Source organism: Mesorhizobium sp. M1A.F.Ca.IN.020.04.1.1 (assembly GCF_003997315.1).
GTDB lineage: Bacteria > Pseudomonadota > Alphaproteobacteria > Rhizobiales > Rhizobiaceae > Mesorhizobium.
In genome coordinates this window covers 1-15,603 of the sequence record NZ_RZSN01000045.1, presented here as the reverse complement: position 1 = coordinate 15,603, position 15,603 = coordinate 1, and the positions used below count along the sequence as shown (strand labels likewise).

General features: G+C 63.9%; 17 protein-coding genes and 1 pseudogene. 7 read left to right on the top strand and 11 right to left on the bottom strand.

Features of this window, described 5'->3' with window-relative positions; genetic code table 11:
- The first annotated feature begins 1 nt into the window (after position 1).
- The 5 genes from EOA49_RS12070 (at position 2) to EOA49_RS12050 (ending at position 4,068) form a co-directional block, all read left to right on the top strand.
- A complete protein-coding gene (locus tag EOA49_RS12070) occupies positions 2-982 on the top strand; it encodes a branched-chain amino acid ABC transporter permease (RefSeq protein WP_095776296.1) in 981 nt (326 codons plus the stop codon).
- A 3-nt stretch (positions 983-985) separates the two neighbouring features.
- A complete protein-coding gene (locus tag EOA49_RS12065) occupies positions 986-1,765 on the top strand; it encodes an ABC transporter ATP-binding protein (RefSeq protein WP_095776295.1) in 780 nt (259 codons plus the stop codon).
- Positions 1,762-2,484, top strand: a complete 723-nt coding sequence (locus tag EOA49_RS12060) for an ABC transporter ATP-binding protein (RefSeq protein ID WP_127243166.1) — start codon at positions 1,762-1,764, stop codon at positions 2,482-2,484. Before EOA49_RS12065 ends, EOA49_RS12060 begins: the two co-directional genes overlap by 4 nt.
- Before the next feature lie 11 nt (positions 2,485-2,495).
- Positions 2,496-3,242 carry an aspartate/glutamate racemase family protein gene (locus tag EOA49_RS12055; RefSeq protein ID WP_127240793.1) on the top strand — a complete coding sequence of 249 codons (747 nt, stop codon included), beginning with the start codon at positions 2,496-2,498 and terminating at the stop codon, positions 3,240-3,242.
- A gap of 118 nt (positions 3,243-3,360) precedes the next feature.
- A complete protein-coding gene (locus EOA49_RS12050; protein WP_095823898.1) occupies positions 3,361-4,068 on the top strand; it encodes a GntR family transcriptional regulator in 708 nt (235 codons plus the stop codon).
- A 34-nt stretch (positions 4,069-4,102) separates the two neighbouring features.
- Here EOA49_RS12050 and EOA49_RS12045 read toward each other — a convergent pair whose 3' ends face one another.
- A complete protein-coding gene (locus EOA49_RS12045) occupies positions 4,103-5,059 on the bottom strand; it encodes a LysR family transcriptional regulator (protein WP_127240794.1) in 957 nt (318 codons plus the stop codon).
- 84 nt (positions 5,060-5,143) lie between these two features.
- On the opposite strand from EOA49_RS12045, the gene EOA49_RS12040 reads away from it, so the two are divergent.
- On the top strand, positions 5,144-5,323 hold the full coding sequence (locus EOA49_RS12040; protein WP_245460606.1) for a hypothetical protein: 180 nt from the start codon (positions 5,144-5,146) through the stop codon (positions 5,321-5,323).
- A 12-nt stretch (positions 5,324-5,335) separates the two neighbouring features.
- A complete protein-coding gene (locus EOA49_RS12035; RefSeq protein WP_245322304.1) occupies positions 5,336-5,893 on the top strand; it encodes a hypothetical protein in 558 nt (185 codons plus the stop codon).
- Here EOA49_RS12035 and EOA49_RS12030 read toward each other — a convergent pair.
- From EOA49_RS12030 to EOA49_RS11985, 10 genes and pseudogenes are all read right to left on the bottom strand, one after another.
- Positions 5,859-6,917, bottom strand: coding sequence for an ROK family protein (locus EOA49_RS12030; protein WP_245322303.1), 1,059 nt, complete (start codon positions 6,915-6,917; stop codon positions 5,859-5,861). The two genes, EOA49_RS12035 and EOA49_RS12030, sit on opposite strands and share 35 nt — an antisense overlap.
- A complete protein-coding gene (locus EOA49_RS12025; protein WP_095823897.1) occupies positions 6,917-7,639 on the bottom strand; it encodes a ribulose-phosphate 3-epimerase in 723 nt (240 codons plus the stop codon). Before EOA49_RS12025 ends, EOA49_RS12030 begins: the two co-directional genes overlap by 1 nt.
- Before the next feature lie 24 nt (positions 7,640-7,663).
- Positions 7,664-8,455: pseudogene (locus EOA49_RS12020) on the bottom strand (alpha/beta hydrolase); the annotation flags it as partial.
- Positions 8,455-9,273, bottom strand: a complete 819-nt coding sequence (locus tag EOA49_RS12015; protein WP_127240795.1) for a sugar phosphate isomerase/epimerase — start codon at positions 9,271-9,273, stop codon at positions 8,455-8,457. The gene EOA49_RS12015 and the pseudogene EOA49_RS12020, both read right to left, overlap by 1 nt.
- Positions 9,273-10,349 (bottom strand): Gfo/Idh/MocA family oxidoreductase, encoded by a 1,077-nt coding sequence (locus EOA49_RS12010; RefSeq protein WP_127240796.1) that lies wholly within the window; start codon positions 10,347-10,349, stop codon positions 9,273-9,275. Before EOA49_RS12010 ends, EOA49_RS12015 begins: the two co-directional genes overlap by 1 nt.
- 4 nt (positions 10,350-10,353) lie before the next feature.
- Positions 10,354-11,175, bottom strand: coding sequence for a sugar phosphate isomerase/epimerase (locus tag EOA49_RS12005; protein WP_127240797.1), 822 nt, complete (start codon positions 11,173-11,175; stop codon positions 10,354-10,356).
- Between the two features lie 63 nt (positions 11,176-11,238).
- Complete coding sequence (locus EOA49_RS12000) at positions 11,239-12,081, bottom strand: carbohydrate ABC transporter permease (RefSeq protein WP_066989025.1); 843 nt, start codon at positions 12,079-12,081, stop codon at positions 11,239-11,241.
- A gap of 5 nt (positions 12,082-12,086) precedes the next feature.
- The gene (locus tag EOA49_RS11995; protein ID WP_127240798.1) at positions 12,087-12,983 is read right to left on the bottom strand and encodes a sugar ABC transporter permease; all 897 of its coding nucleotides are present in this window, start codon (positions 12,981-12,983) and stop codon (positions 12,087-12,089) included.
- Between the two features lie 128 nt (positions 12,984-13,111).
- Positions 13,112-14,359, bottom strand: a complete 1,248-nt coding sequence (locus EOA49_RS11990) for a sugar ABC transporter substrate-binding protein (RefSeq protein ID WP_095800986.1) — start codon at positions 14,357-14,359, stop codon at positions 13,112-13,114.
- Positions 14,360-14,479: 120 nt separating this feature from the next.
- Positions 14,480-15,601 (bottom strand): ABC transporter ATP-binding protein, encoded by a 1,122-nt coding sequence (locus EOA49_RS11985; protein ID WP_127243165.1) that lies wholly within the window; start codon positions 15,599-15,601, stop codon positions 14,480-14,482.
- Positions 15,602-15,603: the final 2 nt, after the last annotated feature.

Sequence of the window (15,603 nt, the reverse complement as noted above, 5' to 3'; positions counted from 1 at the left end):
CATGACCCGCAATCGCAACATGAAGATCGCTTCGGTCGCAGCCTTCCTGGCGATCGTCTTCATCGCCGTGCCGGCCGCGATCTCGGCCAGCGGCCGCATCGACCTCTACTACACGCTGACTTCGGTGGCGCTGCTCAGCATCGCCAGCGCCGGCGTGTGGCTCACCTTCTACATCGGTCGCATCAATATCGGCCAGGGCGCCTATGCGCTGATGGGCGGCTATGTCTCGGCCATACTGGTGATGAACCACGGCTGGTCGTTCTGGCTGACGCTGCCTGTCGCGGGTCTCTTCTGCGCCGGCGCGAGCGTGCTGATCGGTCTGCCGATCCTGCGGTTGCGCGGCGTCTATTTCGCCATGGTGACTCTGGTTCTGACCGAGGTCGTGCGGCTCTTGGCGCTGGCGCTGCCGATCACCAACGGCGCCAAGGGCATCGTCAGCATCCCGCTGCCCGGCGCGCTCTCGGTCTTCGGGCTGACCATCATCCCGGACTTCGCCACGCTGCAGAATTCGCGGCTCGCTTTCTACCTGCTGGCGGTCACGCTGATGGTGGGCTGCTTCGCGGTGATGTATCGGCTGGTCAACTCGCGCATCGGCAAGCTCTGCCAGTCGCTGCAGCAGAACGAGGAACTCGCCTCCTCGATCGGCGTCAACATCGCCTATCTGCGCGTCATCGCCTATGCGGTGTCCTCCTTCTTCGGCGGTCTCGCCGGCGCCATCTTCGCCGCCATCTCGCAGTCGATCTATCCGTCGAGCTTCACGGTCACCGATTCCGTCAACTTCATGCTGAACTGCTTCCTCGGCGGCCTCGGCTACGTGTTCGGTCCGATGCTCGGCACGCTGGTGCTCTATTTCGGCTGGGACCTCTTGTTCCAGACCGGCCAATTCCAGCTCCTGATCTATTCCGGCCTGATGATCGTTTTGATGCTGGTGCTGCCCAACGGCCTGCTCAGCCTCACGGTTCCGACCCGGAAGAAGGCTTGAGCCATGGCCGAAATGCTCGAAGTTTCCGGCATCACCAAGCGCTTCGGCGGTCTCGTCGCGGTCAACAACGTCTCCTTCTCGGTGCGCGAGAAGGAGATTCTCTCGGTCATTGGTCCGAACGGCGCCGGCAAATCGACGCTGTTCAAGCTGATCTCGTCGTTCCTCAGGCCAACGTCCGGCGAGGTCCGCCTGAAGGGTGAACGCATCTCCGGCATGGCGCCGCATATCGCCGCGCGCAAGGGCGTCGTGCGCACCTTCCAGGAAACGACGATCTTCAAGAACATGAGCGTGCGCGACAACGTCATTATCGCGCATCATCTGCGCTCGAAGGCGAGCCTCGTCGGCTTCTTTCTCGGCACCGGCACGGCCAAGGCCGACGAAGCGGCTTTCGGCCAGTCCGCCGACGAGATCCTGGCGCTGCTCGGCCTGGCCTCGCTTGCCAGCGAGATCGCCCGCAACCTGCCACATGGCCATTTGCGCGCGCTGGGCATCGCGATCGGCCTTGCCACCGATCCCTCGATCCTGCTGCTCGACGAGCCCTTCGCCGGCATGAATCACGAGGAGACGATGCGCATGGTGGCGATGGTGCGGCGCCTGCGCGATCTCGGCCTCACCATCCTGCTCGTCGAGCACGACATGCCGGCCGTGATGAAGATCTCGGACCGTATCGTGGTGCTCAATTTCGGGCAGAAGATCGCCGAGGGAACACCGTCGGAAATCCAGGCCAACGAGAAGGTCATCGAAGCCTATCTCGGCAGCGAAGACGAGGCGATCGGGCTATGAACCAGATCCTGAACTTCGCCGGCGTCGAACTCTATTACGATCACGTCTATGCGCTGAAGGGCGTCTCGCTCGAGGTCAATGAGGGCGAGACCGTCGCGCTGATCGGCGCCAACGGCGCCGGCAAGTCGTCGATCCTGCGCGCCATCAGCGGGCTCAACCGGATAAGGTCCGGCGAGATCCACTACAGCGGCAAGCGCATCGACGGCGCCGCTCCAGACGAGATCGTCAACATGGGCATCGCCATGGTGCCGGAAGGGCGCCGCGTCTTTCCCTATATGACGGTCAGGGACAACCTTTTGATGGGTGCCTTCACGCGCTCGAGCAAGGCCGAGATCGCGGCGACGTTGGAGATGGTGCTGGGGCGCTTTCCCCGGCTGAAGGAGCGCTTCTCCCAAGCTGCCGGCACGATGAGCGGCGGCGAACAGCAGATGCTGGTCATCGGCCGCGCGCTGATGGCCAAGCCGAAGCTTTTGCTGCTCGACGAGCCGTCGCTCGGAGTCGCGCCAAAACTTGTCCAGGACATCGCCCGCTCGATTGTCGCCATCAACCGCGACGAGAAGGTCAGCGTTCTGTTGGTCGAGCAGAATTCCCGCATGGCGCTTCGCATTTCGCAGCGCGCCTATGCGCTGACCACCGGCAGCGTCGCCCTGAGCGGCAACTCCGCCGAATTGCTGAGCGACGACCGGGTCAAACGTCTTTATCTCGGCGGCGAGATCTGAGGCTGATTTTAATGCGCATACTCGTCATCAACCCCAACACGACCGCCTCGATGACCGGCAAGATCGGCAAGGCGGCGACAAGCGTCGCCTCATCAGGAACCGAAATCGTCGCTGTCAATCCGGCCGATGGTCCGCCGAGCATCGAGGGCTATTTCGACGAGGTGTTCGCCGTACCGGGCATCATCGCCGAGATGAGGAAGGCCCCGGCGGCGGATGCCTATGTGATCGCCTGCTTCGACGATACCGGGCTCGACGCCGCGCGCTGCGCGACCGAAGTGCCGGTCATCGGCATCGGCGAGGCGGCCTTCCATCTCGCCAGCCTGGTCGCCGGCAAGTTCAGCGTCGTCACCACGCTTGCCCGCTCAGTCCCCGCCATCGAGCACAACCTTGCGAAATACGGTCTTTCCTCGCGCTGCGCCAAAGTGCGCTCGTCGGAAGTCGCCGTGCTCGAGCTTGAACGGCCAGGCTCGAACGCCAGGCATCGGATCTCGGACGAGATCGCGCGCGCCATTCGCGAGGATCACGCCGAGGCGATCGTGCTGGGCTGCGCCGGCATGGCCGACCTTGCGCACAGCCTGTCGGAAGAGCATGGCGTTCCGGTGCTTGACGGCGTCGTCTGCGCCATCACCCTGGCCGAGAGCCTGTTCAAGGTCGGCTTGAAGACATCGAAGATCGGCGGCTATGCCGCCCCGCGAGGCAAGCGTTTCGCGGGCATCTTCGCTTCGGCGTCTCCCCCGGGCGCCGGTTCGCCTGGGTAAACGCGGCCCCGGGAGATCGGTCCCGCGGGATTGACCGGGGCGCGAGCGCCATTAGATTGGACCGGCCGCTGGCGATTTGGGGGCAGAGCGGGCCGTGTCGGGCCTGCGCATTGAAAGCATGTTGACGGTACTCAGAGAAGACGATCGCGACGACAAGCCGGCAGCGCGCTGGTCGCCGATCTACTATGGGCTGAGAGACGCCATCGTCAGCCATCGTCTTGCGCCGGGCACCAAGCTGCCGGAGGACGAGCTGGCGTCGATCTATTCGGTGAGTCGCACCGTCGTCCGCGCCGCCTTGCAAGCCCTTGCGCATGACCGGCTGGCGCGGCTGGAGCCCAACCGCGGCGCCTTCGTCGCACAGCCCTCGAAGATCGAGGCGCGCGAAGTGTTCGAGGCGAGGGCACTGATCGAACCCAAGGTGGCGGCGCTCGCCGCAAAGGCTGCGGTGCCCTCCGACATCGCGCAATTGCGAATGCACCTGGAGAAGGAGCATGAGGCGCTGCATGCCGGTCGCGACAGCGACGCCATCATGCTGTCGGCGCGCTTCCATGTCGGCATCGCCGAGATCGCGGCGCATTCGGTATTCACCAACTTCGTGCGCGACCTCGTCTCGCATTCCTCGCTGATCATCGCGCTCTACTGGAAACGCCGCGACGCGACCTGCGAGAAACATGCCCATCACGCGCTGGTCGACGCCATTGAAGCCGGCGACAGCGCCGACGCCGCGGCGCTGATGAACAGCCATCTGGTCGATCTGCTCTCGGGGCTCGATCTCACCGACAAGGTCGAGAAGTCCGACAGCCTCGCTGATCTGCTCCGCATCTGAGAGAGGCGTGTGCCCGGTCGATCGGTCTGATGCGTTAAGCCTGAGCCTGCCGTCCCCTCGGCCGTTTTCGGGTGGTCTCGGCGCCGCCTCGATGCCTGATGTGATCGATGAATGCGCGCAGTTTGGGCAGGACCTGATGTTTTTCCGGATAGTAGAGGAAGACACCCGGCGATGTCGCGGCGAAGGCCGAAAGCAGCGTTTCGAGGCGCCCGTCCGCGAGCGCCGCGGCGGCAATCGGGCTTGGCACCTGGGCAAGCCCGGCGCCCTGGATCGCAGCGCCAAGCAGCGTGGGATAGTCGTGTGCAATGAACGGCCCGGAAACGATTGCCTCGACCGCCTTGTTGCCCTTGGTGAAGCGCCACGGCGCGACCGAACCGTTCGATCGGCGCAGGCGCAGGCAGGCATGGTGGCGCAGATCCTCGATGCGCTCCGGCGTTGTTCGCTGGCGTAGATAGCCGGGACTGCCGACGACCACCATCGGAAAGGACGGCGTCAGTCGAACCGCGACCATGTCGGCCGCGATGAGGTCGCCGAGCCGGATACCGGCGTCAAATCCCTCGGCTGCGAGGTCCGCCAGTTCGCCGCTAGCGACGATCTCCAGCTCAATCTCGGGATAGGCCTGGCAGAAGGATGCGATCATCGGCTCCAGCAGCGTCGGCACCACCGCAGGCGGAACCGACAGGCGCAAAAGTCCAGCCGGCCGCTGGCCGATTTCGCGCGCGACCTCGCTTGCTGCTATCAATTCCTCGAAGGCTGGCCGGGCGCGCGAGAAAAAACGCTCGCCGGCTTCGGTCAGGCCGACGCTGCGTGTCGTGCGGACGAACAGCGCGGCGCCGATGCGCCCTTCCAAAGTCCGCACCGCCTGGCTGATCGCCGACGGCGTGACGCCAAGCTCCGCCGCCGCCTTGCGGAAATTGCGATGCCTGGCGACGCTCAGGAACGCCTCGACGCCGTCGAGCGCGCCATGCCGGACTGTGAAGTTTTGCTTCATGACCCATGGAGATTATCGCGGATAGTTCCCGGCACAAAGCGGTCGTATCTGTGTTGTCGATTGGAAGGCTGAAGGGAAGTGGCAATGACGGACGATTTGGATCGCGTGCGGCTGCGGGCGTCGGGGCCGCCGCCTTCGCTAAATCTCGGCGTCATCATGGGGCCGGGTTCCGCGGATTATGCCGCCAATCTTGGACGCAATCTGTTGGAAGGCCGTCTCGGTATCCTGACGGCGGTATTCGAAGCCGTTCCAGCCAATGTCTGACGGGAGACAAGAATGACGCCGGCCACGATCTTCAGCATCCATCTCCTCCTGGGCTACGTCCCGTGGCTGCTTTGCTTCGGCGCCTATATCTGGCCGAGGCTCAGGCTCATGGACCGCGTCGAGGCGCAGCGCGCCATCGCGACGCTGCACAGCTTCCGATTCTTCGGGCTGGCCTTCCTGGTTCCGGGCGTCGTTGGCCCGAACCTCCCGGCGGACTTCGCCGTCTTTGCCGCCTATGGCGATTTCGCGACCGGGCTGCTGGCCATGCTGGCGCTGCTTGGCGTGAGGCGGCCCTCGATCTTCTGGCCGTCCGTCGCAGCCTTCAATCTGGTAGGAATAGTCGACCTCGTCGGCGATTACTATCACGGCACCGTGCTTCATCTGCCCGAGCAGGCCGGGCAGCTGGGCGCCGCATACGCGATCCCGATCATCTATGTGCCCCTGCTGATGATTACGCACGTGGCCGCCCTTTATCTTCTGGCGCGACCTCAGCCCAAGACCGAGCCGGGCGCGGACAATAGGAAGGCGAGCGGTCTCAGTTCCCTTCGCTCTCCTTCATCCGTTCGATGATCGATCGGGCCGAAGCGCCGGCCTTTTCGACGGGCTTCGTCTGCTCATTCTGCACCATCGCCAGCGCCGTTCCCGGCTCGCCCTCCCACAGGATCAGGCTTGCCGCGCCGACCAGCCCGGCGCGGTCGCCGAGCTCGGCCGGCACGATCGGCACGTCGCGATATGCCTTCATGGCGCGCTCGTCGACCGTCGCCCTGATGCCGGGCGCCAGCAGGTCGAAGCCGTTGGCAAGGCCGCCGCCCATGACGATCAGGTCCGGCGAATAGAGATGCAGGAGATTGGTGAAGCCGATGCCCAGCCATTTCGCCTCGGTGTCGACCAGTTCGCCGGCGGCCGCGTCGCCGGCGCGCGCGGCATCCACGACATGCCGGGCCGAGACGTCGCCGTCGTCGGAAAGCCGTCTGAGCACCGAGCCGTCGCCTGGCTTGGTGAGCCGGGTCGCCCGGCGCCCGAGCGCGGTGCCGGAAGCAACGGCCTCGAAGCAGCCGACGTTGCCGCAGAAACAGCGGTCGCCTTCGCCGGTGATCGTCATGTGGCCGATCTCGGCCGCGAGCCCGCGCCTTCCATGGTAGATGTGGCCATCAGCAACCACGCCGCCGCCGATGCCGGTCGAGACGGTGACGAACACCAGCGAGCCCGCGCCGCGGCCGGCGCCGAAACGCCACTCGCCGAGCGCCGCGGCATTGGCGTCGTTCTCCAGCCGTACCGGCAAGCCGAACTGGCGGCTGAGGATGTCGATCAGCGGCACGTTGTGCCAGCCGGCGAGCGTCGGCGGCCCGATGACGATGCCTGCCTTGGGGTCGAGCGGCCCCGGCGCGCACATGCCGATGCCGCTGACCTTTGCCTGCGGGTGTTCTTTAAGCAGCCTGTCCGCAAGCGCTATGATCTGGCCGATGACCGCTTCCGATCCGGCGCCGGCGAGCGTCGGCGCCGAGACGCGCTTGACGACCTCGCCGCTGCGCTCGACCAGCGCGCCGCGCAGTTCCGTGCCGCCGAGATCGAAGGCAAGGGCGATCGTGCTCATCAGGCGGCGGCCTTCAGTCCATGCAGCCAGGCCATGCGCTGGGCGAGATTGGGATCGCCGAAAGCGAGCGAGCCCAGCACCACCGTGTCGGCGCCGGCGGCGCGCAGCAGCGGCACCGTCTCATGGCGGATGCCGCCATCGGCGGCGAGCCGGATGTCGGGCTCGCGGCCGGCCTTCCTCATCAGCGCGCGCGCCTCGACCAGCCTTGGGCAGGCTTCCTCGGACAGGCTCTGTCCCTTCACCCCGATCGAGGTGCCGAGCAGCGTCACGAAGGCCACGCGTGGCAGGAACGGCTCGATCGCTTCAACCGGCGTCTCCAGCCGCAGCACCACGCCGGCCTCCGCGCCGAGCTCACGCGCCAGCTTCACGGCGCGCAAGCCTGCAGCGCCATTCTCGGCATGGATGGTGACGAGATCGGCACCAGCCTCGATGAACTGGCGCGTCTGAGCCTCGACGATCTCGGCCTCGACCATCAGATGGACGTGGATCGGCTTCGCCGTCAGCTTGGCGATGCGCGCCACCATGTCGGGGAAGAAAAGGAAGCCTGGCGTGAAGCGGGCATCCGCCACGTCGATATGGTGCAGATCGACATGGGCTTCGATGCGCTTCAGGTCGCGCTCCATATTGGCGAGATCCGCCGACCACAGCGAGAATTCGCCGATAAGCCGGTTGCGCGGCAGTGCGGCTATTGCCGCAGGTCCGGAGACGGGTTTGGCGGTCATGACGGAATGAGGGCTCCGGGCATTCGAGTTGGACTGGAGGAAGGAACTGATCTGCTCGTGCAGTTCGATGAAATGTCTGGCGCTGTTGCGCGCCTTCGGCGTGATTTCGGCGAAGACCGCGCGGGGCATCGCGGCGGCAAGCGTGTAGGCGCTCGACAGCGGATGCACCGCGTCCATCGCGTTGCCGACAACCAGCGCAGGAATGTCGAGCGCCGCGACGTCGCGGTCGCAAACGCCTGGACCGTCGCCGGCGATGTCGGCGAGCACTTGCGCGAACTCCTTGGCGTCGGGCCGGTCGAAATAGCCGAGCAGCGAGGACAGATTGTCGGGCGCCTCGCGGTAGAGCCGCGTGGCCGTGTCCGATCGTGCGAAGATCGTCCGCCCTTTGTCGGCCCCGTGTTCCAGGATGAGCTCGGCGGCCTCGGTGATCGGCCGCATGTTCTGCGGTGCCGGCGAAAACGTCCATGCCGGCCGCACCAGGACCAGGGCGGCGACGCGCCGCGGATGACGGCAGGCGAGGCGAAGCGCGATCGCGGCGCCCATCGAGACGCCGCCGGCAACGAAGCGGTCGAGGCCGGCACGATCGGCGGCGGCAAGCACATCGTCAGCGAAGATTTCGAACGAGAACGGCCGCCGCTTGCCAAGCCCAGAGCCGCCATGCCCGCGGCATTCCAGCGTGATGCGCCGGAAGCCTGCGGGGAAAGTCTGCGCGACCTGCGCCTCGCCGCCGCCGAGCCCATGCTGAAAGACGACCGCCAGGCCTTCGCCGGTGTCGGTCATATGCAGCGTGGCACCGTCGCGCAGCAGCGTGCCCATCACATGAGCCCCTTGAGGAAGCGGGCGACGCCCGGCGCTTCCTCGGCCGAAAGCCCGTGCGTCACCAGCGGCCCGTCGAAGCCTGTGACCCTCAGGCGAGCGACGAAGTCGTCGAAGTCGACCACGCCTCGTCCGGCCGTGGCGAAGCGCCCGTCGGCGAAACGGTCCTTGGCGTGCGCAAGCGCGACATGACCCGCCGTGCGCTCGACCGCTTCGGCAACGATGCCGCGTGCCTCGTCGGCATTCGCTCGCTCGAACAGATTGGCGGGGTCGAGCACGATGCGCAGCCGGTTCGAACCCATTTCGGAAATCAGCCGCGCGGCGTCATCGGCGGAGGTGACGATGTTGGCTTGCTCCGGCTCGATGCCGAGATCGACGCCGTGGTGCTCGGCGAGCTGAAGCGCCTTCTCCATTTCCCGCGCCATGTCGGCCCAAGCCGAGGGATCGGCATTGTCGGGGTGGTGCGCCCATTGGTCCTCGGCGTTGCGCGTTCCGGTGCACAGTGTCACCAGCGGGATCGAAAGCCTGGCGGCTGCCTCAATGACCACCCCGAGCCGCCGCAGCCCGTCATCGCGCACCCGGCTGTCCGGATGCGCCATGTTGTAGGTTCCCGACAGCGCGACGAGACCGACGCCGCTAGCCTTAGCGGCGGCATCGATCGTACGGATCGCTTCGTCGGGAACATCGTCCGGCATCGACGGCAGGCCGGCGCAGGCAAGGTTGAACTGGGTGACTGCGAAGCCCGCTTCGCGAACGGCGGCGAGCACGCCGGCCGGCTCGCCGCCTGGAAAAGTCTTGGCGAACACCCCGACCTGCATCAGACCGCTCCGGTGACGCCGGCGAGCTCAACGCGCTGGCCGCTTTCGACCGAGCGGGCGATCGCCACCATGGCGCGGATCGAAGCGAGCCCGTCCTCCACGGTGGCGCCGCGCTGCGGCGCGCCGTTGAGCACCGTGTCGGCGAGGCCTTCCAGTTGGCGGCGGAAGAAGTGGCCGTCGGCGCCGAGCGGCTTGCGCGACGTCGCGTCCTTCTCATGAAAAATGTCGACCTCGCTGGCGCGGAAATACCAGGGATTGAAGGTCTTCGCGATCACCGAGCCGTTCTCGCCATAGAGCTGGAAGCCCTCGTGCCAGTCCATGCGCACCGCAACGGTCAGGTCGAGATGGCCGAGCGCGCCATTGGCGAACTCCGTCTCGACGAACCAGCAATAAGCGCCGAAGCGCTCGTTGAGCCGCGCGCGCACGGCGGTGATTTCGCCGCACAGGAAGCGCGCCGTGTCGACCAGATGCGAGCCATGCGCCAGCATGAAATACTGTCTCAGGTCCGCCTTCGGATTGCCGGCCGGCTTCCTCGCCAGCTTGCTGGTGACGGGCAGCGGCTGCACGGCGTCGGTATTGGTGTAGCGATGGGTGGAATCGCAATACCAGGCCTTCAGCGCCAAGATCTCGCCCATCTCGTCGCGCACGAAATCGCGCGCCGCCTCCAGCGCCGGGTCGAAGCGCTTCATATGCCCGACCTGAAGCACCTTGCCGGAGCGCTTGACCGCTTCCGCCAGCCTCTCGCCTTCTTCGACGGAAATGCCGATCGGCTTTTCGCAAAGCACGTGCTTGCCTGCTTCGAGCGCCCTGATCGACATCGGCACGTGGTAGGCGTCGGAGGTCGCGACGATCACCGCCTCCAACTTGGGGTCGGCGAGCATCTCGTCATAGTCGCCATACATTTTTTGCGGCTCGTAGGTGGCGCTCATGCGCGCAAGCAGGTCGGGCGCCGCGTCGCAGATCGCGTAGAGGTCGGCATTGGCTGCCTTCACGCAGGATTCCAGATGCGCGAACTGCGCGATCGGCCCGCAGCCGAGCACACCGACACGAAGACGACGGTCTTGTTTGCGGATCATCGCCTCAAGCCCCGTAGCCGCGCATGGTCTGGCGATTGGTCTTCACCGCGCCAGCCGGATCGGCGGCGGCGGTTTCGGATTCCTCCTCCAGCACCAGCCAGCCGTTGAAGTTGGGCGCGGCGCTGGCGATCTCGATCACCTTAGCCGTGTCGCAGACACCCTGGCCGAGCATCGCCCAACTGCCGTTGGCATCGACGTCTTTCAGATGCACGTAGCGGATGCTGTCGCGATAGGTGGTGAGCGTATCGGCCATGTCCTGACGGCCGCGCAAGATGTGTCCGGTGTCCGGCACCCAGCCGACCAGCGATGGGTCAAGCAGGGAGAAGATGCCGTCATAATCGGCGCGGTCGAAGAGCAGCGTGTTGTGATGCGAGCTCGGATGCACAGCCACCTGCACGCCGGCCTTGCGCCCAAGTTCGCCGGCCTTGTTGTAGACCTCGGCGGCGATGGCGAATTTGTGGTCGCGCGGGCCGTCGGAGACGACGGTTGCCGAGCCCATCGACACCAGCGCTCCCGGAAAGGCGGCGGCGAAGTCGATCCAGCGACCGGCGGTTTCGAGGTCCTCGCCGATTTTCTCCTTGAGCGTGAAGCCGCTCTTCGAGCCGAAGGCGAACGAGACCAGCATGAGGCCGGATGCCTTCAACGCGGCGGCGAACTCCGCAGGCTTGCCGGCATAGCGACCGATCATCGTGTCGGTGATCTCGATGCCGGCATAGCCGCCGTCGGAAATCGCCTTGATGAGATCGTCCGGGCCGCCGCCAAAACGGTCGCCGAGCATCTCCCAGGTAAAAGTCTGGCAGCCGACTTTGAGGTCTTTCACGTTCATTCTTTCATTCCTTGATACCGCCCATTCCTTGGTGTCGCTCTGCGTCTTCATGGGAGGGACGTCCTACTTGACCGAGCCCGCGGTCATGCCTGCGAGGAAGAATCTCTGGGCAACGAGGTAGATGAGCAAAAGCGGTAACGAGCCGAGCACGCTCATCGCCATCATCTGGTTCCATTCGAAGGCGTGCTGCCCCATCAACAGCTGGATGCCGATCGGCACGGTGCGCATGGACGTCGACTTGGTCAGCGTCAGCGCAAAGAGAAATTCGTTCCAGCATAACAGGAAGGTGTAGACAGACGTCGCCACGATACCAGGCAGCGAGATCGGGACGATCACCCGCCAAAGCGCTGTCCAACTGGTGCCGCCGTCGACAGCCACCGCTTCATCGAGATCGCGGGGCAAGGTGTTGAGATATCCCGTCATCAGCAGGATCGCGTAGGGCAGCGTAAACACCAGGTAAGTCAGGATCAGCGCGATATAGGTGTCAAAGATGCCATATGAGACGACAAGCCCGAAGAAGGGGATGAGAAGCGTGATCGGCGGAATCGTCTGCGTGCTGATGATGAGTGTGTTCAGGCTGCCCTTGCCGCGAAAGTTGAAGCGGCTGAACCCGTAGGCCGCCAGCAAGGCGATCAGCACCGTCAGCACGGTCACCGCTGCCGCCACGAAGTAGCTGTTGAAGAAGAAGCGCAGCTTTACCGGGTCGCCAACGATGGCTGCGTACGCTTCCAGCGTGAAGGCCTTCGGCAGGATGGTTGGTGGCAGGGCAAAGATTTCAGTATTCGATTTGAACGAGCTGCTGAGCATCCAGTAGATCGGGAAGGCCGCGAAAAAGAGCCCCGCGACAAGCGCTACATGGAGCGCGACGGTGATCAGCCTGTCTTTCGGCGTGTGCCTTTTCCTCATGGTGACTACCGAGCCTTTTGATAACGGATGTAGAACAGCGTCAGGCCAAGCGAGATCAGCAGGATGACCACAGCGCTCGCCGACGCCTGAGACAGGTTGTAGCTCGAAAACGCCAGCTTATAGGTGTAGGTGCTGAGGACCTCGGTCGAGTAGATCGGACCACCCCCCGTCGTTATCCAGATCAATGGGAAGACCTGCATGGTCCAGATGAAGTCGAGCAGCGAGATGCTGATGATGATCGGCATCAACTGCGGGATCGTGATGAAGATCAGCTTCTGGTAGGCCTTGGCGCCGTCGATATCGGCGGCCTCGTAGAAATCCTTGGGAATGCCCTGCAGGCCTGCGAGCAGGCTGACCATGAAAAGCGGGTACCCCGCCCAGATATTGGCGAAGGTGACGGCGTGCAGCGCGGTCTCGGGCGAGGAAAACCACTCGACCTTGGAACCGATGATGCCCATCTGCATGAGAATGCTGTTCACGATCCCGTTCGGCTCAAGCAGGAGGCGCCAGATCACGGCGATAATCACCGCAGTGAACAGCCAAGGCAGTATGTAGAGCACGCGCAGAATATTGCGCAGCATCGGATTGATGCGGTCGCTGTTCAGCATGAGTGCGAAGACCATGCCGATGGTCATGTGGAAAACGACACTCATGCAAGTGAAGTAGAGCGTGTGCCACAGCGAAGCCCAAAACACCGGATCGGCAAAGATCGCCTGGTAGTGTTTCAGTCCGGCAAAGGATGGGTCACGGCGCAGCACCGCGCTGTTCTGGAACGAATAGGCAATCACCGTCACCATCGGCAGCAGCATCAGAAGACCGATTATGAGGAGCGAGGGCGACAGATAGAGATAGGGTGCGACCGCTCGTTTCAGTCTGTGATGGGAGCGCTTCTGCGGGGTCATGTGCCAACCTTGAAATACGCCTTCAAGAGAAGGTGAGCTTCGGAACACGGGTCCAACGATCCGTTGTGGCCGGGTGGCCTGCCCGAAGTCAGGCCACCCGGTCGGAAAGTGAACGGGGAACAGGCCGATCAGAATTTCGCCATCCAGCCCTTTTGAGCGTTGGCTGCGGCTTGTTCCGGAGACTGCTCGCCGGCAAGCATCTTCTGGGCTTCCACGTCGAACTGGGTCATCAGGTCTTCCGCCACCGGCAGACCCGTGAACTCGTTGGCGAGATAACCGGTCTTGAAGATTTCGAAAGCCTTTGCGAATGCCTTGTCGGACGTCACGAAATCGGGCTTGGCGTTGACGTTGCCCGGGAAGGCGTTTGCAAGCGACACGAGCTTGGCGTTCACCTTTTCACTCATGAGATATTGGACGAGCTTCCAGGCCTCCTCCTGGTGCTTCGAGCCGGCAGAGATACCGATACCCCAGGAGGCATAGGGAAGGCCGCGCTTGCCGTTGTAGTTCTCCACGACCGGGACCGGGATGAGGTCGAAGTTCAGCTTGGGATTGCGTTTGCGGATGAGGTTCACATGCGCGAGCGAGTCGATCATCATCCCGACCCGGTCGTTGACGAATTCCTCGACCTTCTCCTGTTCCGTCTTGGTGGCGATGCCGGGCGAGATGGTGCCGGCGTCGTTGAGCGATTTCACGAAGCTGAGCATATCCACCACCGGTTTGCCCTCGAGGTCGGGCTTGCCATTCGCCATCATCGACTGGCCCGAAGCCCAAACCCACGACATCATGTCGTTCTGAACGCCGGACGGCGTCTGCAGCGACAGCGGCAGCACCCAGCCATACTGGTTCTTGTCGGCATGGGTCATCTTCTTGGCGGCTTCGAGGAACTCCGCGCGGGTCGACGGCAGCTTGGTCACGCCTGCCTGGGCGGCGAGGTCCAGATTGACGAACACCGGATAGACGAACGAAGCGACCGGGAACATCACGGCCTTGCCGTCCACCTTGATGATGTCCGCGACCTGGGCTTTGTCGAACTTGCTCGCATCCATCATCGGGTTCATGTCGGAAAGCGCACCTTGCGCATTCAGATTGTTCACCCAGGCGCCATCGAGACCGACAACGTCGCTAAGCGTTCCGGTCGCAGCACCGACCGAGATCTGGTCTCGCGTGGTCGCATAGGGGCCGCTGACCAGCGTCACCTTGATCCCGGGGTTTGCAGCCTCGAACTCGTCCATGATTTTGCGCAAGGAGCCTGCGGGCAGCTCTGGCTCCCACCACTGCGTGAATTCCAGCGTCGTGTCCGCCATGGCGCCGGTTGCGCCGAGCAGCCATGCGGCCGCGGCCATTTTCAGCATCGCGGGTCGTATCCGAAACGTCATTTTCTCCTCCTTCTTAAGATCGACCGCACAATGCGGACGATCGTCTGCTTCATTCAGAAGTCTTCTTACGAGTACTTTCGCAGGCGCATCGCTCCTGCCTGCGGGCTCTGCGACAAATCTTCAGATCGCCAGATGCGTTTCGGGATCGAAGAAATGGAGCTTGGCTTCGTCTACGGCCAAGCGGATCTCCGAGCCGGGCAGGACTGTGCTGACCGGTTCGAATTTCGCCACCGCGTTCGAGGTCATGCCGAAATCCTGCACCGCGTCCGGATCGCCGGAGTCCACCCGCACCGCGTCGATGCTGAGATAAACGATGTGTTCGGACCCGAGTTCTTCGATCGAGGTCACCTTTGCCGGGATCGTCTGATACTTGCGGCCGGATTCGAGACTGCTGTCATAGAGATCCTCCGGTCGGATCCCGAACACGACCTTGCGCCCCGCATACGACCTCAAGGACGGCCTGCGCACGAAGGCTGCGTCCTGCAGCCGGATGGCGAAGGTGCCGGACATCAGTTCGTCGCCCGTCAGCGTCCCCTCGAACAGGTTCATCGAAGGAGAACCGATGAAGCCGGCAACGAAGGCGTTCACCGGCGATTCATAGAGTCTCTTGGGAGTGTCGACCTGCTGCAGCACGCCGCCCTTCAACACCGCGACCCTGTCCCCCATCGTCATCGCCTCGGTTTGGTCGTGGGTCACGTATATGGTCGTGACGCCGAGCTGCTTTTGCAGGCTGGTGATTTCGGCGCGCATTTGAACACGCAGCTTCGCGTCCAGATTGGAAAGGGGTTCGTCCATGAGGAAGGCGGCCGGCTCGCGCACCATGGCGCGGCCCATGGCAACCCGTTGACGCTGTCCGCCTGAAAGGTTCGCGGGTTTGCTGTCGAGCAGAGATGTCAGCTGAAGGGTTTTGGCAATCTCGTCCACCCGCTTCTTGCGCTCGGCCTTCGGCTTGCCTGCCAGCCGCATCGAAAAGGCGATGTTTTCGAACACCGTCATATGCGGGTAGAGCGCGTAGCTCTGGAAGACCATCGCGATGTCGCGGTCCTTGGGCGGCATGTCGACGACGTCGACTCCGCCGATCCGAACGCTGCCGCTTGTGACGTCCTCCAGCCCCGCGATCATTCGCAGCGCGGTGGATTTGCCGCAGCCGGACGGCCCGACGAGAATCAAGAATTCGCCATCCTCGACCGACAGGTTCAATAGGTCGATTGCGTGAAAGTTGTTCCCATAGGTCTTGCAGATAT